The 22171-nt window shown below is 39.6% G+C and carries 12 protein-coding genes and 1 pseudogene; 3 read left to right on the top strand and 10 right to left on the bottom strand.

All coding sequences use genetic code 11. The features are described 5' to 3' along the window. The 3 genes and pseudogenes from QMF79_RS03330 to dld all read left to right on the top strand — a co-directional run. Window positions 1-407: pseudogene (locus tag QMF79_RS03330) on the top strand (acetate kinase); the annotation flags it as partial. A gap of 57 nt (window positions 408-464) precedes the next feature. Next, complete coding sequence (gene pta, locus QMF79_RS03325; protein ID WP_281772766.1) at window positions 465-2603, top strand: phosphate acetyltransferase; 2139 nt, start codon at window positions 465-467, stop codon at window positions 2601-2603. A 177-nt stretch (window positions 2604-2780) separates the two neighbouring features. After that, window positions 2781-4475: a D-lactate dehydrogenase gene (gene dld, locus QMF79_RS03320; protein WP_281772765.1), complete on the top strand. Its 1695-nt coding sequence runs from the start codon at window positions 2781-2783 to the stop codon at window positions 4473-4475. A 67-nt stretch (window positions 4476-4542) separates the two neighbouring features. On the opposite strand, the gene QMF79_RS03315 is transcribed toward dld, so the two are convergent. The 10 genes from QMF79_RS03315 to infB all read right to left on the bottom strand — a co-directional run. Then, entirely contained in the window at window positions 4543-5394 is an 852-nt protein-coding gene (locus QMF79_RS03315) for an HNH endonuclease (protein ID WP_281772764.1), read from the bottom strand. Next, window positions 5391-6080 carry an OmpA family protein gene (locus tag QMF79_RS03310; protein WP_281772763.1) on the bottom strand — a complete coding sequence of 230 codons (690 nt, stop codon included), beginning with the start codon at window positions 6078-6080 and terminating at the stop codon, window positions 5391-5393. The genes QMF79_RS03315 and QMF79_RS03310 overlap by 4 nt, the downstream gene beginning before the upstream one ends. After that, complete coding sequence (locus QMF79_RS03305) at window positions 6080-7846, bottom strand: MotA/TolQ/ExbB proton channel family protein (RefSeq protein WP_281772762.1); 1767 nt, start codon at window positions 7844-7846, stop codon at window positions 6080-6082. The genes QMF79_RS03310 and QMF79_RS03305 overlap by 1 nt, the downstream gene beginning before the upstream one ends. Window positions 7847-7960: 114 nt before the next feature. Beyond that, on the bottom strand, window positions 7961-9037 hold the full coding sequence (locus QMF79_RS03300; protein WP_390884495.1) for a lytic murein transglycosylase: 1077 nt from the start codon (window positions 9035-9037) through the stop codon (window positions 7961-7963). 36 nt (window positions 9038-9073) lie between these two features. Beyond that, window positions 9074-9991 carry a tRNA pseudouridine(55) synthase TruB gene (gene truB / locus QMF79_RS03295; RefSeq protein WP_281772760.1) on the bottom strand — a complete coding sequence of 306 codons (918 nt, stop codon included), beginning with the start codon at window positions 9989-9991 and terminating at the stop codon, window positions 9074-9076. A gap of 2 nt (window positions 9992-9993) precedes the next feature. Next, window positions 9994-10374, bottom strand: a complete 381-nt coding sequence (gene rbfA, locus QMF79_RS03290) for a 30S ribosome-binding factor RbfA (RefSeq protein WP_281772759.1) — start codon at window positions 10372-10374, stop codon at window positions 9994-9996. Between the two features lie 85 nt (window positions 10375-10459). Continuing rightward, entirely contained in the window at window positions 10460-13318 is a 2859-nt protein-coding gene (locus QMF79_RS03285) for an SNF2-related protein (protein ID WP_281772758.1), read from the bottom strand. Then, window positions 13315-16626, bottom strand: a complete 3312-nt coding sequence (locus QMF79_RS03280) for a DEAD/DEAH box helicase family protein (RefSeq protein WP_281772757.1) — start codon at window positions 16624-16626, stop codon at window positions 13315-13317. Before QMF79_RS03280 ends, QMF79_RS03285 begins: the two co-directional genes overlap by 4 nt. Before the next feature lie 54 nt (window positions 16627-16680). Then, a complete protein-coding gene (locus tag QMF79_RS03275) occupies window positions 16681-19302 on the bottom strand; it encodes a site-specific DNA-methyltransferase (protein ID WP_281772767.1) in 2622 nt (873 codons plus the stop codon). A gap of 521 nt (window positions 19303-19823) precedes the next feature. Continuing rightward, on the bottom strand, window positions 19824-22171 hold a 2348-nt coding region (gene infB, locus QMF79_RS03270), incomplete at its 5' end, for a translation initiation factor IF-2 (RefSeq protein ID WP_281772756.1).

Below are 22171 nucleotides of genomic sequence, written 5' to 3'. Positions count from 1 at the left end.
TAGTGAAAAAATCAGGTCTTTTAGGTTTAACTGAAGTAACCAGCGACTGCCGTTACGCAGAAGACAACTACGATGATGCGTCTAAACCAGAAGCAAAACGTGCATTAGACGTTTACAGCTACCGTTTAGCGAAATACATCGGTGCATATATGGCAATCTTAGGAGACTCTCACTTAGATGCTATCGCATTTACAGGTGGTATCGGTGAAAACTCTGCACATGTTCGTGAATTAGCATTAAATCACCTAAAATTATTCGGTGTAAAATTAGATAACGAACGCAACCTTGCAGCACGCTTCGGTAAAGAAGGTGTGATTACAACTGACGATTCTGCATTCAAAGCAATGGTTATCCCAACCAATGAAGAATTAGTGATTGCACAAGATACTGCTGAATTAGCACTATAATCTCTAAGGGCAGACTACTCTGCCCTTTCATTTTTATATCAACTTGGAAGAAATAAAATGTCTAGAACAATTATCTTAATCCCTACTACCACTGGTGTAGGTTTAACAAGTGTGACCTTAGGTCTTGTTCATGCTCTTGAACAAAAAGGTACCAAAGTGGGTTTCTTAAAACCAATTGCACAACCAATCACAGGCGAAGATACCTTAGACCGCTCTACTTCAATTATCAAAGCAACCCGCTCAACTGAAGTTGGCGAACCGTTTATGTTAAGCGAAGCAGAAGCGCTAATTGCTCAAAATCAAACGGATGTATTATTAGAGAAAATCGTAGAACGTCACCAAGCATTATCAAAAAATAATGAAGTGATCGTGGTAGAAGGTTTAATTCCAACACGTAAAAATGCTTATGCTAATAGCGTAAACTACGAAGTAGCTCAAGCATTAGATGCAGAAATCGTATTAGTAGCAGCACCAGGCTCAGACAAACCAGCACAATTGAAAGAACGTGTTGAAGCGGCAGCATCAGAATTTGGTGGTCGTCACAACCCTAATCTTTTAGGTGTGGTAATCAACAAATTTAACGCACCTGTGGATGAATCAGGTCGTACTCGCCCTGATTTAACTGAAATCTTCGACTCTTTCCAACACAGCTCTCAAAATGTGGCTGAAGTTGAAGCATTATTCGAAAAAAGTCCAATCCAATTACTTGGCTGTATTGAATGGAAAGCTGATTTAATCGCAACCCGTGCTATCGACCTTGCAAAACACTTACACGCTTCAATCATCAACGAAGGCGAATTAAATACTCGTCGTATTCGTGGTGTAAGTTTCTGTGCTCGTAGCCTTCCACATATGGTAGATCACTTCAAAGCGGGCAATTTATTAGTAACTTCTGCAGACCGTCCTGAAGTATTAGTTGCAGCATCATTAGCGGTAATGAATGGTGTAGAAATCGGTGCAATCTTATTAACTGGTGGTTACAAAATCGAAAATAACATCGCAAAACTTTGCCAACAAGCATTCGAAACAGGTGTGCCAGTATTCCGCGTTGAAAGCAACACTTGGCAAACAGCTCTTAATCTTCAAAGCTTCAGCTTAGAAGTGCCTGCTGATGACAAAGAACGTATCAATGAAATTAAAGAATACGTAGCAGGTTCATTAAATGCTGGCTTTATCGAAGAGGTAGCGAGAGGTGCAACCCGTGCACGTCGCTTATCTCCAGCTGCATTCCGTTATCAATTAACTGAATTTGCACGCTCAGCGAAAAAACGTATTGTATTACCAGAAGGTGATGAACCACGTACAGTAAAAGCTGCTGCATTATGTGCAGAACGTGGTATTGCAGAATGTATCTTACTTGCAAATCCAACCGATGTTCAACGTGTGGCTGAAGCACAAGGCGTAACCTTAGGTAAAGGCATTACTATTATCAATCCAGCAGATGTACGTGAAAACTATGTAGCTCGTTTAGTTGAGTTACGTAAGGCGAAAGGTATGACTGAAGAGTCTGCTCGTGAGCAATTAGAAGACACCGTAGTACTTGGTACTATGATGTTAGAAGCAAATGAAGTAGATGGATTAGTGTCAGGTGCAGTTCACACCACAGCGAACACTATTCGCCCACCAATGCAGATCATCAAAACTGCACCAGGTAGCTCAATTGTTTCTTCTATCTTCTTTATGTTATTACCAGACCAAGTATTGGTGTATGGCGACTGTGCGGTAAACCCAGATCCAAATGCAGAACAATTAGCAGAAATCGCAATCCAATCAGCAGATTCTGCAAAAGCCTTTGGTATCGACCCGCGTGTTGCGATGATCTCTTACTCAACAGGTACATCAGGTTCTGGTGCCGACGTTGAGAAAGTGAAAGAAGCAACCCGCATTGCGAAAGAAAAACGTCCAGACTTAATCATTGATGGTCCATTACAATATGACGCAGCAGTAATGGAAGATGTGGCTCGCTCTAAAGCACCTAACTCACCAGTGGCAGGTAAAGCAACTGTGTTTGTATTCCCAGACTTGAATACAGGGAACACTACTTATAAAGCGGTACAACGCTCTGCAGATCTCGTTTCAATCGGCCCTATGCTTCAAGGTATGCGTAAACCAGTAAACGATTTATCTCGAGGTGCATTAGTAGACGATATCGTTTACACTATCGCATTAACTGCAATTCAAGCAACACAAGCTTAATTGTTTTTTCCTAGGTAACTAAGTTACCCTAGGTTAGGTATAATTCAGCCCCTTTGGGGCTGTTTTTATATGCAAAAAAATTCTAAAAAACCACCGCTAGCAGCCTAAAATATCCTTATCCAAATGAGAATTATTCTGTTATGATATTGTTAATTCTTATCACAAGAGGATAACAAAATGTCTGTTCAACAACTCATTTCACAACTTACCGACATCGTCGGTGCTCATCATATTATTACTGACCCAACGAAAACAGAGGCTTATCGAAGTGGTTACCGATTTGGTACGGGGAATGCGATTGCTGTTGTTCGACCTGCTACGCTACTTGAGTTTTGGAATATCGTAAAAGCCTGTGTTGAACACGATGTGATTGTTATCAACCAAGCGGCAAATACAGGCTTGACAGGTGGATCTACACCAGACGGCAATAATTACGACCGAGATATTGTCATCATCAATGCGATGCGAATTGATGGTATTCAACTCATCAACAATGCTTCCCAAGTCGTCTGCTTGCCAGGCTCTACCCTCAACGAATTAGAAAATCAACTTAAACCATTTGGTCGCGAACCACACTCCGTTATCGGCTCATCTTGCATCGGTGCTTCTGTCATCGGCGGGATTTGTAACAACTCAGGGGGTGCCTTAGTGCAACGGGGCCCTGCTTATACTGAAATGGCTCTTTTCGCACAACTTAATGAAAAAGGCGAATTAGAGTTAAAAAATCACTTAGGCATTGACTTAGGCACAACACCAGAAGAAATCTTGACGAATTTACAAGAAAAACGTTATCAGGTTAAAGATATCCAACAAGATTGCGGACGCGGGCACGACCATCACTACTGCAACCACGTTCGCCAAGTCGATGAGGACTCTCCTGCTCGTTTCAATGCAGACCCAGCTCGCCACTACGAAGCTTCAGGCAGTGCGGGTAAACTTGCCATTTTTGCTGTACGTTTAGATACTTTCCCACTTGAAAAAGAGACCGCTGTTTTCTATATCGGTACCAACCAAACATCCGTATTAAACGATATTCGCCGCCATATGTTAGCGAATTTTGAAATTTTGCCAATTTCAGGCGAATATATCCATCGTGAGGCATTTGACATCGCTGCAAAATATGGTAAAGATACTTTCTGGGTCATCAAAAAATTTGGTACGCATTGGCTACCAAAACTCTTTGCCTTAAAAGCCAACGTAGATCGTATCGGTAAAAAATTTGCTTTCTTACCGCAACATTTAAGCGATAAATTTATGCAAACCGTCTCTAAATTTATTCCAGAACACTTGCCGAAAAGTTTGTGGGATTATCGTGATAAATATGAACATCATCTTATTGTAAAAATGGGTGGTAAAGGCGTACAAGAGGCTCGTGAATATTTAAAATCTTACTTTGCGGATAATACAAAAGGCGGTTATTTTGAGTGTGACGCAATCGAAACTCAAGCGGCGATGCTCCACCGTTTTGCGGTAGCTAGTGCGGCAATTCGCTACCGTGCGATTCACGAAAAAGAAGTCGAAGATATTGTTGCCTTAGATGTGGCTTTACGCCGTAATGACCAAGATTGGTTTGAAGTGTTACCGCCAGAAATTGATAGCAAAATCAGCCATAAACTCTACTACGGACACTTTATGTGCCACGTATTCCACCAAGATTACATCGTGAAAAAAGGTTTTGATTGCGAAGAATTAGAACACGAAATGTTGAAATTGCTCGACAAACGAGGGGCACAATACCCTGCCGAACATAACGTAGGGCATTTATATGAAGCTAAACCAACGCTTAAAAAATTCTATAAAGCGTTAGATCCAACTAACAGTTTCAACCCTGGTATTGGTAGAACTACGAAGAAAAAATATTGGGCAGAATAATCTTCTAAATTGCAAACAAGCGGTCAAATTTGACCGCTTATTTTGACAAATTCAAGTTATATGTAATTCAAAAAGGAATATCATCTTCAAATTGTTCTATACGTAATCGTTCAATTAACCTACTATCATATTCGTCTATTTTCATATGATTATGATGATCTTCCTTACTATGGCATAAACGACATAAAGCCCTAAAATTCTCAGGGCGATTATCTCGTTTAACACCATTTTTATGATGAACTTCAAGTAAATATTTATAATGAGATAAGTTTACCCCACAATTTTCACAACAATAACCAACTGATAAACGGTATCGATGAGAAATCTCAGCCCAATTTTCTGCATAACCAACTTTGTTCTGCCCAACATCTTCAGGCTCATTACGGAAAAAAGTTTCATAATGGGTAAAGAATTCTTCTAATGTAAATTGATTAAATACTTCAGTACGATTATAGTGATAGTTTTGATAATTTAGTTTCTTTAAACAATTCTTACATACTGAAAGAGGGACTTCGCTCTCTTGAGCAGAATTGCCAAAAATACGGAAAATACCTGTACGATTCCTCGTTGCGTGGTAACGCTTAAATCGCCCTATACTACGCATATTTTCTAAGGTTGAACAATCAGTCAAATGATATTTATTCCCTAATTCCTTCGGATTTAAAATAACCTCGTCATATTTAAAACTATGATCAGGGATAAATAAGACGATATGCTTGCCTTGATAGGTAAAGACTCCACTTTGAGGATCGATCTCAATATCTTCTAGGGGAACTTCTAACCCCTTTGTGGTTTCTAATTCTCCGACCTCAATTTCAATTAGCTTAGAATTAAAATCTACCGAAAAATCAACCCACTCTTTTACTCCCATTTTCCTCACATTTGCAAAAAACTGACGAAAATCAACCGCTAGTTTCATTTTAACTCCGATAATTTCTGTAATTGCTCTTCTGCATTGGTCATAATTCGGAATGTTACACGCTTAGAAGCATCTTTATCTTCTTTGCCCTCTACATTTCTTACTGCTTTTGAAGAAGATAATCCTACTGCTGAAATATGTGATTTGATCCACGGACGAAACTTTTCTACAGAAGGAAGTTGATAAACGTACGTTAATACTGCTCGAGTTCTATCTTGCGATAATCGCATATTTTCAAAATAAGCTGTATCTTCATCGCTATTCCAATTCCATTCGCTACTGGTATGCCCTTCTATTCTGACCTCATTAATAGAATCTTTATAATCGTCAATCACTTTAATGTAGCGTGGAAAAAATTCATCTAGTGTCGTTTTAAAGCGTTGTTGAAGCGTGGCATCTCCTGTTTTAAATAGCACTTCAGGATCAGTAAAAATAAAGGTAAGCGTATCTTTGTCAATTTTTGCTTTCCAGTTATCTAGTTGCGGGTCAAATTCTGCTTTTAATGCTTGATAAATTTGAGTTTGCGTATCGTGATAATGTTCTGCAACTTTTTTGGTATTTAAAACAAAACTCACTGCAATGAATAGAAACAATATCATCAATCCTGACATTAAATCGGACACAGGTAACCACTGAGAATCGTCATCATTTTGCTTTCTTAATAACGTATCAAGATTTAATTTCATTAGCCTCTACCTTTCGTTGTAATTCTCTGCATTGCTTCGACTAATTTCGTGTAGTCACTAGTAAATTGATGACTAATCGAAGCTAAAGCACGCCCCATATCTGTCATCACGCGTTGTAATTCTTCTTCTAAAGCTTTATCTAAGGCTTGAATTTGTTTATTAACACTTTCACCTGTACGCTTCAACGCATTTTGACTTTCCTCTTCTAAACGGTTCATCACTTTACGGCTATCATCCATTTGGGATTTCATTAACTCTTGAGCTTGCTGTACAAATTGACGTTGTAATTGTTCCGCTTGTTGTTCAAATTTTTGTTGCCACTGTGATACAAAATCGGTAATTTGTTCATGAATCGTTTGTTGAGCTTTATTTAATGCTTGTTGGGATTCCAGCATATTTTTTGAGGTAGATTCAAGCGTAGACGCAGAATTAACTAATGCTTGGTTATTTTGGTTTAAACTTTTAGTAAGATCTTGTGAAGAGGCCACCATCATAGAAGCAAAATTCGCACCTGTTTCTGCGAAATGGGTAGCGAGATTTTCGGCGACTTGAGTACTATGTGCTGCAAACGAGGTTGAAACATCCATAATATCTTGAGCCAATTTTTCACCGCTATGTTTTAAGCCTTGAATTAAACTTTCATTAGCTTTTTCCGTATTATCTAACATTAAAGTAATCTGTTGCTGAACTTGTGGGATTGCTTCAACGGCTTTATCTCTTAATTCTGCAAATGTAGATAGGTGAGATTCTAAATTATCAATTTGCTGTTGGTTCGTTGCAATTACAGCATTTAGACTTTCCATCGAAACAGGAATAGATTGAGTTGATTGTTCAATTTGAGCAACAGATTGTTCTGTTTTTTCAAGTGTTTGGACACCAGTTTGATAAAGGGAAATCATCTCAGAAAGTTGCGTTTTATAGTTTTCTTGCCATTCAACTAAAGAGTGAACTGCACGATTAAGCTCTTTAAAGTTTTCACCAAATTGAGTAGTAAGGTTATTGTTAAACTCAACAATAACTTGTTTAAGTGCTTCAATTACCGTTTCTGTTGCTGATTTCGACATCATATCTGCAAAGTTTTGTAATTTTTCCCATAGTTGGGTTTCAAATGCTTCAAAATGTTCTTTTTGTTTTTCACTTAACTGAGATAATGTAGATAAATATGCCTCAATTTGTGTAACAGGTGTAGTCAAATTTTTATGTTGGTCGGATAAATCACTTCTAAGTAGTTTAACTTGTCCTAAAATACTACCTTCATTTTCATCTCCAAGACGAGCGACTAAGGATTCCAAATGTTGAGCCACTATCTGATTTTGATCATTTTGTACTTTAAGCAAATCCGTTTGTGTATAGAAGTTTTTAACAACACTCTCCGCATCAATTGTTTGCTCTTCTTCCAATTTTTCTTTCTTAACACCTAAAGTATAAATAATCTTTAAACCAATAGAAAAACAGACTCCTATAACACTCGTTAGAAAGGCTGTTTTCATCCCACCTAATAAGGTACTAATGCTAGTATCAATGTGTTCAATATCAAAATTTAATAAACCTGACACAATCCCTGTGAATGTACCCAAAATACCAAGAGAAGTTAATAATGTAGGAGCATAATCAGCGAAAATACTACGCCTTTTGGCTTTATTAGAACGAGAGGTAATAAATGCAAGAAATCCAACTGCCAATACTGCGAGCATCGCAATAAAAAAAGCATCAGTAATTGTGCCAGAAGAGATATTTTTAAGGAAAAGTTCAAAAGAAGAAAGCATAAAGAAAGCTCCACAAAATAGTCATTTTCTAAATTATACTACTATTATCCTTAAAAAAATAAAAGACCGAATATTTTTAATACTCGATCTTTTAAATCTATGAATTTTGGCTAGCTACTGTCCTACCCCCATCAAAATCCGATCTGCAAATTTTCCGATGCTGACACCGAAATTATTTGAACGATTCCAATCCATCAGAGTGCGAAAGTTGTTGGTCACTAAAAATGCTCTACCCACTTCTTTATCAGGGCGAATGAGCCAGAGATTAGCATTTCTCATCTTATCTAGCTTTTCAATCTCTTGGTCGGTCGGGTAAGCAAGATAAATACCCCAAGCCTGCCACTCTCCTAGATTTTTAGCTTTATTTTCCTCAAGCCCTGAGAAAGAGAGATCAATAGAATTATTGAATTTTACCTCTACGCCCCAAGGTAATTGATTATCCCAGCCAACGGTCGAAAGATAAGAAGCAATAGAAGCAAAAGCATCATATTCATTGTTCCAAATATCTTTTTTACCATCATTGTCGCCATCGGCTGCATAAGCTAAATAAGCGGTTGGCATAAATTGAGTTTGCCCCATCGCACCTGCCCAAGAGCCTTTCATTTCTGAGCGTTTAAGCGTGCCGTTATCCAACATCTTCATCGCATTAACAAACTCTTGGGTAAATAATCTCTCGCGACGTCCATCAAATGCTAGTGTCGCTAATACTGAAAGCACATCGAAATTGCCTTGATAATTTCCGAAACTGCTCTCCATTCCCCATAATGCTAAAATGTACTCTTTCTGTACACCAAATTTCTTGCTTGCTTTAGCCAGTGGCAAATGGTAGTCATACCAACGCTCTACCGCCATATTTACTTTGGTTTGGGTAAGCACTTTGTTGAGATAATTCGTTACACCATTGGGGTTAGGTGGTGGAGGTGGCGTATTAGGATTGCGCTTGCGAGCAGCTTGTTCCTGATCTAACTGTACCACACGAGCATTGTAGTTGATCAATCCTTGCTGATTAAGAAGTTGCTCAGGAACACCTGCCCCCGCCGCTTTTTGTTTGAGGAACTGCACATAGTCATTAAAATTATTCAACGTACGTGCTTTTGAATACGTTGCATCCATCACTAACGGTTCGTAATGCACATTATGTTTATTCGTTGAACAACTTACCAACGCCAGTGTAAGAAGCGTTAGCGGCATCACACAAACTTTCTTCAATCTCATTTTTTTCTCAAGTTAAATATTGATCATACGATTAGGGCGAATCACATTATCTGAGGTAATTTCCGCCACGCCCAGAAATTGTTGTGTATTTGAAAAAAGTCGCACAAGTCCATAAATTTGCTCACTATTTTCAAACTTCACTCTTTGACCAAATTTAACCGCTTTAGTTTGCGATTCCGTCAGATTTAATGCTGCCAAACTTGCCACTGCGGTATCCATTGGTAATAACAAGCGGTCTAATTCTTGTTGTGGAAAACTCTCCGCCAATAATTGTAATTCTTCAATTGGCATCATTTCTTTAACAGGATAATCTGCTACCGCCAAACGGCGTAGTACGGATACATGTGCACCACAACCAAGCACTTCGCCCAAATCATCCACCAATGTGCGGATATAAGTCCCTTTTGAACAATGCACTTCAAGCGACAAATAAGGGGCTTGATATTCAACAAATTTCAGCTCAAAAATAGTAATCGGACGAGCCTCACGCTCTACGGTAATGCCTTGGCGAGCGTATTCATAAAGCGGTTTACCATTGTGTTTAAGGGCAGAAAACATCGTCGGCACTTGCAAAATATCACCACGGAATTGCGGCAATGCTGCCAAAATATCCGTTTCGCTTACCTGCACCTCACGGGTTTCCACCACTTGCCCTTCAGCATCGGAAGTATCCGTACGTTCGCCCAGCTTTGCAGTCACAAAATAACGCTTATCCGAATCTAATAAGAATTGCGAAAACTTGGTCGCTTCGCCCAAACAAATTGGCAACATTCCAGTAGCAAGCGGATCTAACGCCCCTGTATGCCCTGCTTTGTTGGCGCAAAACAGGCGTTTAACCTTCTGCATAATATCATTGCTCGACATCCCTTTCGGTTTATCGAGCAAAAATACACCGTGCACATCACGCCCTTTTTTACGTGGTCTTGACACGGTTAGCCCTCTTTATGCTTGGCTTCGTCTTCACGAATGACGTTAGAAACGAGGTTAGACATACGCATCCCTTCCACCAACGATTCATCGTAAATAAAGCGTAACTCTGGCACAATACGCAAACGCATCGCCTTACCCACTAAAGAACGGATATATGGGCTAGCTTTCTCCAAACCTTTCATACCTTGATGAATCGCTTCTTGATCGTTATCAAATAAGAAAGTGACAAAAATTTTGGCATACGCCAAATCACGCGACACTTCCACATCAGACACAGTGACCATACCGATACGTGGATCTTTTACTTCTCGTTGTAAAATCACTGCCACCTCTTTTTTTAACTCTTGGGCAACGCGGTCACTACGTTTAAATTCTCTGCTCATTATCTTTATCCTATAAAATCGTAAAAGTGCGACATTTTACTGGAATTTACGGAAATTAGCACGAAAAATCACAGCAACCACTATGTTAGACAATCCGCCACTGAATCAAAAAGACTTTCTTTTCTTCCATCGTTTGCTGCGTTTTAGCACGTAATGCTTTCAGCAGGTGCATTTCCTCATCTTGAATTTCATCTTGCACATCATCAAGTTCATTGCGTGCTTTGCGAAGCTGTTTGCGTAATTTAGAAATGGATTCTTGCAAATTAATTTGGCGAGCTAAGTCATTTTCCGTCACTAACTCACGTTCTTTTGCTCGCATTTCCTCTTTAATCTCTAAAATCAAATCTTCCACTGCTTGCATTTGATCTTTTGCCCAAGCCTGAATACGCAACATTTCCGTTTTCAATAAAGCATCATTTTCCACCTGAATCTGTTGCTTCGCATGCCCAATTTGTTGATGGATTAAATCTGCAAAAGCAAGCGGTGGATTTTCTGTCAAACTTTGCACTTTTGCAGAAAGAGAAAACAGACGTTGGCTAAATTCGCTATCGGTAATCGCATTTCCATTTTGATCACAAATACTAAACACCAACACATCTTGTTTTTCCACAGGCGATGTGACGCAAATTTTATCTAATTTCAGCCAGCCAGATTGCCCTTGATAACGTTCTAACAAACTGATTTTTTCAGGATAATGGGCATAATCGAACACCAAGGCAGCCTCAGGCGTTTGGGCATTGAGTGCCGTCTGAACACAATATTGCCCCAACGGTTGATGAAGGCGATATTCTTGCCCTGCAATCTGTTGAGAACGGTTTTTCTTCGGCAACAAATAACGCCCGAGCGAAACCCCACCCACAGGCGAATCATTCAGCAAGAAATACCAATCGGAATGGTTAAAAGTGGCTTTATCCGCCAACGCAAATTGTGTTACCCCCCAGAACCACTGCTCCATTGCACTTAACCGCTCCCGTGCCATCACTTTTAAGCGATCAAGCACCGATTGATCAAACCGTTCCATCAAGACTTCTTGCGTTTCTTTCATACGGTCGCTGATTCTATCGGCAAATTTCGCTTGCAGTTCATCAAAGGCATACTGAATTGCTTTTTCTGTTCGACAAGTGGCATAAATGTTAGCGATTTGATTTTCAATATCCACGCCCGATTCAATCTGCCCCAGCACTTCATCAGAAGCCCCTAAAACACCTTGGAAAAGCTTAAATTTCTCCGTGAGTAGCTCCAATACGCGTTGATCGGCAAGATTACGTTTATTCAAGAAATTCACCACAACTACGTCAAATTTCTGCCCATAACGATGACAACGCCCAATCCGCTGCTCTACCCGCTGCGGATTCCAAGGCAAATCGTAGTTAATCAACAGCGAACAGAACTGCAAGTTCACCCCTTCGCTCGCAGCTTCCGTAGCAATCATAATCTGTGCATTTTCGCTGAAATACGCAATCAAGGAGGAACGTTTATCTACATCAACAGACCCTGTTACTTTTTCCGTCCCCGCATTGCGGACTAACCAATCATGGTAAATTTGGGTAGATTGTGCATCGTTATTCGTCCCACTAAACATGACCACCTGATCGGCATAGCCATTTTTTAGCAAAAAATCATACAAATAATGCTGCGTACGAACTGATTCCGTAAAAATAATCGCCTTTTGTGCTGCCCCCAGTTTCGCCATTTCGCCAAAGCCTGTTTGCAAGGCTTTTAATAACGCATTGAGTTTACTGTCGCCGACTAAACTTTCTGCTAAGCGAATAAAGCCTTCAATTTCGCGAATCTCTTTATCTAACGCATTGAGATTTAACGTGTCGCCCGTTTCTGGCGTTTCTTCATCAGCATCTAAATCCTCATCGTTTATGCTTTCATCAGCTAATAATTCATCAACGACAGCAAGTTCAGAAGAAAGCTCACCTGTATTTTTCAACGATAACAAGCGGTCTAAAATCGCACGCAAAGTGCCGAGCACCGCCTGTGGGCTGGAAGCCAACAATTTACGCAAAATCAATGCTGTCAAATGTTTGTGCTGTTTCGGCAAAGCGTAAATCGTCTCTTTATGTAGAAAATCGGAAATCGCCTCATAAAGTTGTTGTTCCGCATCACTCGGCATAAATTCCTGAGTGATGGTTTTCCGCTCCGTATAACGCACATATTCCAACACATTTTTCCGCAACGTCCGCTTAATAAACTTCGCCATTCGGCTTTTCAGCTCGCTTAAGTTCCCTTTTCGCACAAACTCTTTTTGGAAGAATTTTTTATCGCCGAATAAATGCTCATCTAATAATGTTGATAAGCCATAAAGCTCCATCAATGAATTTTGCAATGGCGTTGCCGTCAGCAACAATTTCCGCTTGCCGCCAAAGGCTTGACGCATTGCCTTACCCATTTTGTTATCGATTTTGTAGGCGTTACGCATTTTGTGTGCTTCATCAATCACCACCAAATCCCAATCAAATTGCTTAAAGGTCGCCATCTCTTTGGTAGCATATTGGTGCGAAACGATCATCACTTGTTGTTCTAGATGGTTTTTGCAAAAATGAAGCAATTTTGAACCGCTCTTTTGCCGCATTTCTGCCATCACCACCGTTTTATCAACGACCAATGTCGGCAAATTAAATTTCTCGGCAAGTTCATTTGCCCACTGTTTCCGTAAAATCGCAGGGCACACAATTAGCAGTTTGCGTTTCCGCTCTGCCCACATTTGGCAAATTACTAAGCCCGCTTCAATGGTTTTTCCTAAGCCAACTTCATCAGCAAGTAAAACACCTTCTTGTAGCGGATTTTTAAGTGCAAACAATGCCGCATCAATTTGATGCGGATTCAGATCGACTTTCGCATCAAATAACGATTGCGACAAACGGTTCTCATCGGTGCGGCGGCAACTAATTTCATTGGCGAAATAACGGGCATGATAAGGTGTGATATTCATCATTGCATCTTCTCAAACATTTGCTGTAAATAATTGTTTTCCATAAACAAAATGTGTCGTTCGGCAAGCTCTTCTGCGGTTAATTCCATATTAACCCAATCTTTCAATTTGGTAATCGACAAAATAAAACTATTTAGCACCAAATTCGGATCCGCTATTTTGGTTTCTAATTCTTTCACTTCTTTATAGAGACCTAATTTTGGATCGTGTAAGTCCATCCTAATAATGCTTTTCGGATCAACAAAGTTCAGCCATTGCTTACCGTTTGCGTGATCCACCACCCACAGTAAAAAGTCAGGATAAAAATTGCCTGCTAAGGCAAAACCTAAGCCCTTGTCTTTACGAGCGGCATTGCGCATTAAATAAAGCGATTTACCGCTAAGCCATGTCGCCAATTCACCTGATTTTTCGGCAATCATTAAATCATGGATAAATTTCACTTCACTTTCTGCGTCAAATGGTAACGGGGAAATCTTTATCGGCAAACCTGTTGATTTATCAAAGGAAATAAGAGGATAAAACAAATGGCTATTAAAACAAATCGCCTTAAATTCGGCCAGTGGGGATTGCCAATTCATCGCCTGCTCAATTTTCTTATCTCGAATTAAATCAGCCAATTCTTCGATTTTTTTAACCGCTTGTTCACGCTCATAAGGAACATTTTCTTCCTCACAAAACAACATTTTGTATTCGTCAAAGAATGAACCGTTTTCTTCGGTCACAATCGTTGTTTCCATAAATTGCTGTTCATAGGCGGCTTTCAAACGGCGGTAAAATTGGTCGGTATATTCTTTCAACAGCTGGAGCAAAATATCCTGTTGCGTTTGAACATCGGCAAAACAACGAATCTCCATCGCTGAATCTGGCACATAGAGCAAATACCAATCATCTCGACTCTCGACAAATTTACGCAATCCATCACGGCTAACACGCAAATTTGACCAAGTGCGTTCCATCTTGTATTGCTGTAATGCTAAATAAAGTTTGTCCCAATCGAATAAGGCAAAAATTTCTCGCTTAAATTTATTGCTTTGGCGCTCATCATTATCGCTTTGACGAATCGTTTTAGAACTTAATGCTTCCAATCTTGGATACAGATCCAACACGGCTAAAATCGGCTTAATTTTACCTTGGGCAAATTTAGGCAGTTCATAAAGCTGTACCATTTCTTGGCGTTTAAATCCCATTTTTTGGTTGTCTTTATAGCCATCTTTTAATCGTAAGGTTTTCAACGCAACATTAGTAGGCAGCTTTTTCTGCACAGGAAAATCTAACTGCAATACTTCATCAGGCGATTGAATACCTTCGTCTTGCAAGTATTCGCGGAATTTCGCCATATAATCGGCTTTAATACCGAAAATATTGAGCGTTTCTAATTTATCTAACCCTAAACCTTTGGGCATTTCGTTTATAGGTGTTCTTCGTAGTGAAAAATTACGTCCTTTCAAACGTACGCCACGTCCAAAAAGTTGAATAATTTGCGAACCTTCTCCTCTCCCCATATTCAGCAAGCCCATCGTCGAAACTCGCCAGCTAGACCAACCTTCGGTAAATTTTCGAGAACCAATCAGTAAATTAAGTGTTGAACTGTCTTGATTGATCGTGCCAAACAAGCCGTCTGAAAATTCGCCTTGTTCAACCGATACGTTCTCTAATTCCACCGCACTTTTAAGCAATTCACTGCTGTCGCCTACGTTAATCAATGCAAAATAATCGTTATTGCCCACTTTTAGCGCCACTTCGCCTGAGGCTTTTTTAATATTATGCAAATAGAGATGCGAGGCACTTTCCGTATTAAATAAGGTTTTCAGAATATCGCTATAAAGGGCATTTAAATCACCTTTAAAATTTGCTAGCGGCAAAAAACGATGGCGGAAGATCGCATTGCCTTTGCTATCCAGTAACAGTGGTTCATCACACAGCAAATCGTTTAACCACGCTAAAATTTGCGAACGATTTTTGCCATTTAAAAAATAGGCTAACTGTTCTACGACTGCCCAAATATCACTATTTTCAGCATTTACCGTATTACCCACAAATACCCACAGCGGTTTATGCAGATTGTAAGCGGTCAGTTTTTCCTGATTTTTTGCAAATAAATAAAGTTGCTGATAAAAAGAAAGCAAGCTTGCCAAAAAGTACTTACGGTCATTATCGGCAACACCGTAATCTTCCGCTTTCATATTTAAAATGGAAAACTCTTTGCCATAGCCATCGGCATAGAAAAATTTGTAAGAATAGTCAAACAGCACGCATTTAGCATAAGTTTCAAATACCGCTTTTTGTTTGGCTTCTTGTTTATCCACAAAGCTAGTCGGAATTTTTTGTACGTCTGTTTTCTTGCTTATACCATTTGCTTTACCGATCTTTTTCTGAACATCAAACAAACAGTCTTTCACCGTTTTGCCGTCTTTCACTGCTTGCCCAAACGTTGCCGAATATTCAAACGCAAAACCATCACCAATCAATTTTTGACGGCGAGCAAACCATTGTTCGCCCGAAGATCCACGATGTCCTTCATCCACCAGCACTAATTTGTTTAAATCCAAAAAGCGATCGACTGCCACTGTTAGCTCACCATCTTTATCTGCCAGTTTGTTAATATCCATAATCTGAATATCGTTAAACAAGCCTGTTCCTTGAAAGGGCTTATTTTTATCAAAAAGACTTGCTGGCAAGTTTGAAGCGGTAAATTCCGCTAAATGTTGCTCTGAAAGTCCTTCATTAGGCGTAATCACAAACACCGTTAAGTCTTTGTTTTTTTGATAATGCTGATATTGCAAAATATTGACGTGCATCAACAACGTTTTACCGCTACCAGTGGCATTCCAAAACGCCAATTTGTTTAAATCGCTTAATTCATATAAATCAAAATCAGGAAAAGCATTATCGTTTTCTTTGAGTAAAACCAGCTGTTCATTTAATTGATTTAACAGTTCATTTGGACGGTTAAAATAAAAATCCAAATAAATTTCGGTAAACAACAAAGAAAGATATTGGAAGTATTTCAGTTTTAAAATATGTCCTTCAGCGTTATTACGATGCTCAGTAATTTGTTGCCAATGTTTGACGATATTTAAATCATAACGGCGTAAATCGTTTTCCGAAATCAAATCGCTTTGAAATAACCGCCCGCTTGTAAGTTCGTGAAAAAATTTTGTTTGCCCGTCGTTATCAATGCCTTCAAAGCGATCATCACCCAAGCGTTGCTTGAATTTTTCTAAATTGTCTTGATTAAACAGCGACAACAAATAGCGGTTTAGAATTAAGTTATCATGGAAAGTGCGTTTCATTTTTTGTCCTTTTGACATTGTTTTAAATCTCCCCCAGCCCCTCTTTAGTAAAGAGGGGTTAGGGGAGATTTGTTACCCAAACATTCTGCTCAAAAACTCTGCTTCAATCGACCGCACTTTAAGCGTTTTCACGCTATCATCGCTGTCAGTGAACACGGTTGGCATATTATGGTCGCCGTTGATATAAACCACATCAAATTCGCTGTCTTGTGGGTTAATATCTCGGCTGTCCAAATAGCGGTTGAGTTTGTCGTAATCATATTTTTCACAATCACGCCAGATTACTAACGTTTTTTCACCGCTCGTATTTGTGCCTTGCACCGTGACTAAGCCATTTTCACGCTTATCGTTGATTTCACTGACCCGCAAGCCAATCAAATAGTTAAAGGTTTCCACCAAATCAATGCTTTTCGCTTCATACGCACCCGCAGAAGTGGTGGCGATATTAAGTTGATAATCAAACGGTTTAGTAAAATGTTGCGTGTTAAGCAGTGAATCACGACTTTCTACGTCTAACATATAGTGCAATAAATAATCGTTCTGTAACGCCTCGTTTTGGGCGAATAAATCGCTAGCCGGTTGTTTTAACTCTAGGTTGTTGAGTGTATCTTCGTAGCTTTCCAGTTTTAGTACTTTGACGATTTGAGACACACCACCAAATGCCCCATTGTCCGATTGCGGTTTACCGTCTTTCCACTCTTTTGCAAAAATCACTTTTTGCACGCGTGGTTTTAGTACGCTGTCAAAATACTCACCTTGTTCCACAAGAATATATTTGCGGTTGCCATTATCTTCTCGGTTAAGATTGATTACGGCGTGGGCGGTTGTGCCAGTTCCTGCGAAGTAATCCAATATTAAGCCATTATCTTTTAAACCAATTTGCAATGCTTTTTTAATTAAATTTACAGGTTTAGGAAAAGAAAATTCTTTAAATCCTAAATCACCTAATACTATTGTACCTTGTTCATTAATTACATCATTTTCATACCAAATAGATTTCGCTTTTATTGTACCTTTTCTTGCTTTTTCATATATGTTCCAACCGCCATCTTTTTTAGCTTTGGCTAATACAACAGAAAAATTATCTTGGTTTATTGCCATATTTAATTTATCAATTCCCCAACGCCAACAAGAATACTCTCCCGAGCTATTCAAAGGATAAATTTCCACATTAAATTCATCATTTTTTTCTAATGAAATTAAAGCATACCCTTCACTATTTACACTATTAGGATTTACATAAATCGGGTAGTACAAGTTAGGTCTGTTATGTTTGCCAAATTTAGGGTTTCTATTTCTTAATTCCCATAATTCATAATGTCCTAAATTATCCTTTAGAGCATTTTTATCTATCTCTTTCTCCAATTCAAAAATCTCAAATTCTTTTCCAACTCCATAACAGAAAAGGTATTCATGAGTTTTTGCTATAGATTGATAAGTTTGTCCACGTTTATTTGATTGGATAACAATCTGTGCTTGTAAGTTTTCTTCTTTAAATTCATCATTTAAGCAATGTCTTATGCCCATCATTTCATTATCATCAATACTAGCAAAAAACACTGCCTCGTTATTCATCAGATACTTAGATAAATTTAATCTACTTTCAAAAAAAGATAGCCAACTAGAGTGTTTATATTGGTCTTTATAAATAAACCCATCATTCCCCGTGTTATACGGAGGATCAATATAAATACATTTCACCTGTTCTTTATATCTTTCCTGCAATAAATTAAGTGCTTGGAAATTATCAGAATGAATGAGCAATCCGTTAGTTTTATCGTCTAAATGTTCTATTTCTCTCAATACATCAGCTTGGAATGTCGGTTCAAATAAAGCGGTATCTACCACCAAGTGCGGATAGTTTTTGCAAAGTTCTGCCGCATTGAGACCGCTTGTATTGACATTAAACAAGGCTTGCCATTGGGCGGTTTGTTTTGGATTATCTAATGCAGCTTGCACTTGAGCTTCGTTTAAATGATCGAGCGTAATCAAATAATGGCAGCCTGCCACAAATTTCTTTTTCAGCCACAATTTCTTTTGGAAATTTTCTAATTGAGCAAGAAAGGCGATAATTTCTTTTGCTACTGTTTTTAGCGTTTTAATCGTCTGGAGATTTTGCTCAATATGTGAAAAATCGGTGCTGTCTTGAATATTGTCCAAGTTCATCACTTCATTTTTAATATAAAAATCCAACTCTTGATTTAAAAATTTACCGAGGTTTTTGTGAATAAAATAATCAGCGGTGTTTTTAGCGGTGTAGTCGGTGAGATATTTTTCAAGCAGCGTACGATTTTTATTTTTCTCCGTTGGCATTGCGTTGAAAATGCCTTGAAATTCATCAGGAATTGCAAAGTTTTGGATTTTTTCCACCGCTTGCGTGATGTAATCTGATTGTTTTTCTTTTTTGCTCACCACTTTGTATTCAAAACGAAGAGTAAGTAAATCGCCTTGGATATCAAACGGTAAAATATCCGTTTGGATTTCATCCCCATTTTCATCCATTTCGGTTTTAATTTGAGGTTCAATTAAGGCAAATACTCGAGCTTGGTCATTGTCTTTGCGATTATCTTTTGCAGTATCCGCCTCCACTAGACGGAATTGTACTTTTTTGCCGTTTTCTAATGTGAAAGCATAATTACTGAAACTTTCGCCTGATTTGGTGTAGTACTGGTCTTTATTTGCCCAGTGCAACATCACTTCTTCGCCAGCATAGGGGATGGCGTAAGTGTCGCCTTTATAGCGGCGTTGGCTGATAAAATCGCCATTGTCGTAATAGCGGGAAAAGAAGGTGAAAAGGTGGTTATAAACGGCAGTTTCTTGCTCAGGTTTATCGTCAAGTGCAGTTTGAATTTTTTGCGGAAGTGTGGTTTCTAGAAAAGCGGCAATCTCCGTTGCACGAGAATTGAGGATGCGATAGATCCCGAAATCTAATTCCGGTTGATTGATTTGAAAAATTTCCTTGAGTTTAGATATAAGTTGTGCAAGGTGAGGTGAGGCATATTTTTGTCCTTTTAAAATCTATCTGTCAAGTTATTTCTGATGAAATTAGGTGTTTTTTCTTGTGAAATCAATAGGTTATGTATCCATAAAAAAGCGGTCTCATTTCGCAAAAAATTTGCAAAATTAAACCGCTTGTAGGGTATGTGAACCAAGAATTCACGCACAGAAATTATTTAACTTGCGTGCGTGGAATGTTATTCCACACACCCTACCGATTAAATCGAACGTTTAACCTCAACCACTTCGAATACCTCGATTTGGTCGCCGACTTTTACATCGTTATAGTTTTTCACGCCGATACCGCATTCCATACCGTTACGAACTTCAGATACATCGTCTTTGAAACGGCGAAGAGATTCTAATTCCCCTTCAAAGATAACGACGTTGTCACGTAATACGCGAATTGGATTGTTACGTTTCACTACACCCTCGGTTACCATACAACCTGCGATTGCACCAAATTTCGGATGACGGAAGACATCACGTACTTCAGCCAAGCCAATAATTTCTTGCTTGAATTCAGGTTGAAGCATACCGCTCATCGCGGCTTTAATTTCGTTGAGCAATTCATAAATGATTGAATAGTAACGTAAATCGATGTTTTCGTTTTCAATCACACGACGTGCTGTTGCATCGGCACGCACGTTAAAGCCAACGATAATTGCATTTGATGCTGCCGCTAAGGTTGCATCGGTTTCAGTAATACCACCTACACCTGAACCTACCACTTTCACGCGAACCTCTTCGGTTGAAAGCTCATTTAATGCTTGAACAATCGCTTCTACCGAGCCTTGTACGTCTGCTTTCACGATGACGTTCAATTCTGAAACATCGCCTTCCGTCATATTGCTAAACATATTTTCAAGTTTCGCTTTTTGCTGACGAGCCAATTTCACTTCACGGAATTTACCTTGACGATATAACGCTACTTCACGTGCTTTTTTCTCATCACGTACAACGGTTGCTTCATCCCCCGCAGCTGGTACGCCTGAAAGACCTAACACCTCAACTGGTAATGATGGACCTGCTTCATCCACTTCTTTACCGTTTTCATCACGCATCGCACGCACACGACCATATTCAAAACCGCAAAGTACGATGTCGCCTTTGTGTAAGGTACCCGATTGAACCAAGATAGTTGCCACAGGGCCACGACCTTTGTCTAAGTAAGATTCGATCACCACACCGCTTGCCATACCGTCTTTCACGGCAGTTAATTCAAGCACTTCTGATTGCAACACGATAGCATCTAATAATTCATCAATACCCGTTCCTTTTTTCGCAGAAACTGGTACGAATTGCACATCGCCACCGAATTTTTCAGAAATTACTTCATATTGGAGTAATTCTTGTTCTACGCGGTCTGGATTTGCTTCTGGTTTATCGATTTTGTTCACCGCAACCACTAAAGGTGCACCCGCCGCTTTCGCGTGTTGGATCGCTTCGATAGTTTGTGGCATCACGCCATCATCCGCAGCCACTACAAGAACAACGATGTCTGTTGCTTTTGCACCACGTGCACGCATTGAGGTAAACGCTGCGTGTCCTGGAGTATCTAAGAAGGTAATCATCTTACCGTCGTTGGTTTCGACGTGGTATGCACCGATGTGCTGAGTAATACCACCCGCTTCACCTGCTGCCACTTTCGCTTTACGGATGTAGTCAAGTAGTGATGTTTTACCGTGGTCTACGTGTCCCATAATGGTCACCACTGGTGCACGTGTGACTAATTCTGCATCGGTATCGCGGTCGCTCATTACCGCTTCTTCTAATTCATTTTCTTTACGAAGAATCACTTTGTGCCCCATTTCTTCCGCCACTAATTGTGCGGTTTCTTGGTCGATCACTTGGTTAATGGTTACCATCTCACCCATTTTCATTAAGGTTTTGATGATTTCTGTTGCTTTCACTGCCATTTTGTTAGCGAGTTCTGCAACGGTAATGGTTTCACCGATCACAACATCCGCTTTCACCACTTGAGCAGGTTTAGTAAAGGCTTGTTGCAACGAGGCACCTTTTTTGCCTTTGCCCTTACCTTTTTGATCACGTTGGTTGCGGCGATCTGCACTGCGTTCATTTTTGTCATCTTCACGACCTTTTTTCGCTTTCGCTACGCCATTTTTACCACCACGACGATTACCACCTTCACTACGGCGGTCGTTATCACGCTCTGCATCACGTGCATAGCTTGAAGTAAAGCGTTCATCTTCGAAGTCGTCGTTATTGTTATCGCCCGCTTCTTCACGTTCAATTTCTGCTAAACGGCGTGCGTTTTCTGCCGCACGTTTTGCATCCATTTCTGCTTTCTGACGAGCTAACTCTTCTTGCTTACGACGAAGCTCAGCTTCTTCCTTTTTCTTCGCTTCTTTTTCAGGATCAACCGCTTTCTCTTGTTTTGGTGTTTCCACTTTTGGTTGAGCTGGTTTTGCCACTTTATTTGGCATTACAGGTGCAGCAGGTTTCTTCGCGGCTCTAGCTTCTTCGGCTTTTTTCGCCTCTTCGGCTGCTTTTGCATCGGCTTCAGCTTTCGCTTTTTCCTCTGCCTCACGAGCTGCTTTCTCTG

It is taken from the genome of Pseudohaemophilus parahaemolyticus (assembly GCF_938021905.1).
GTDB lineage: Bacteria > Pseudomonadota > Gammaproteobacteria > Enterobacterales > Pasteurellaceae > Haemophilus_A > Haemophilus_A parahaemolyticus_B.
The sequence above is the reverse complement of the archived record's forward strand: the minus strand, read 5'-3'. Positions and strand labels throughout refer to the sequence as shown.

Coding starts and splice junctions, on each gene's coding strand:
- pta (WP_281772766.1), top strand. CDS start 465: ATGTCTAGAACAATTATCTTAATCCCTACTACCACTGGTGTAGGTTTA.
- dld (WP_281772765.1), top strand. CDS start 2,781: ATGTCTGTTCAACAACTCATTTCACAACTTACCGACATCGTCGGTGCT.
- QMF79_RS03315 (WP_281772764.1), bottom strand. CDS start 5,394: ATGAAACTAGCGGTTGATTTTCGTCAGTTTTTTGCAAATGTGAGGAAA.
- QMF79_RS03310 (WP_281772763.1), bottom strand. CDS start 6,080: ATGAAATTAAATCTTGATACGTTATTAAGAAAGCAAAATGATGACGAT.
- QMF79_RS03305 (WP_281772762.1), bottom strand. CDS start 7,846: ATGCTTTCTTCTTTTGAACTTTTCCTTAAAAATATCTCTTCTGGCACA.
- QMF79_RS03300 (WP_390884495.1), bottom strand. CDS start 9,037: ATGCCGCTAACGCTTCTTACACTGGCGTTGGTAAGTTGTTCAACGAAT.
- rbfA (WP_281772759.1), bottom strand. CDS start 10,374: ATGAGCAGAGAATTTAAACGTAGTGACCGCGTTGCCCAAGAGTTAAAA.
- QMF79_RS03285 (WP_281772758.1), bottom strand. CDS start 13,318: ATGATGAATATCACACCTTATCATGCCCGTTATTTCGCCAATGAAATT.
- QMF79_RS03280 (WP_281772757.1), bottom strand. CDS start 16,626: ATGTCAAAAGGACAAAAAATGAAACGCACTTTCCATGATAACTTAATT.
- QMF79_RS03275 (WP_281772767.1), bottom strand. CDS start 19,302: ATGTTGCACTGGGCAAATAAAGACCAGTACTACACCAAATCAGGCGAA.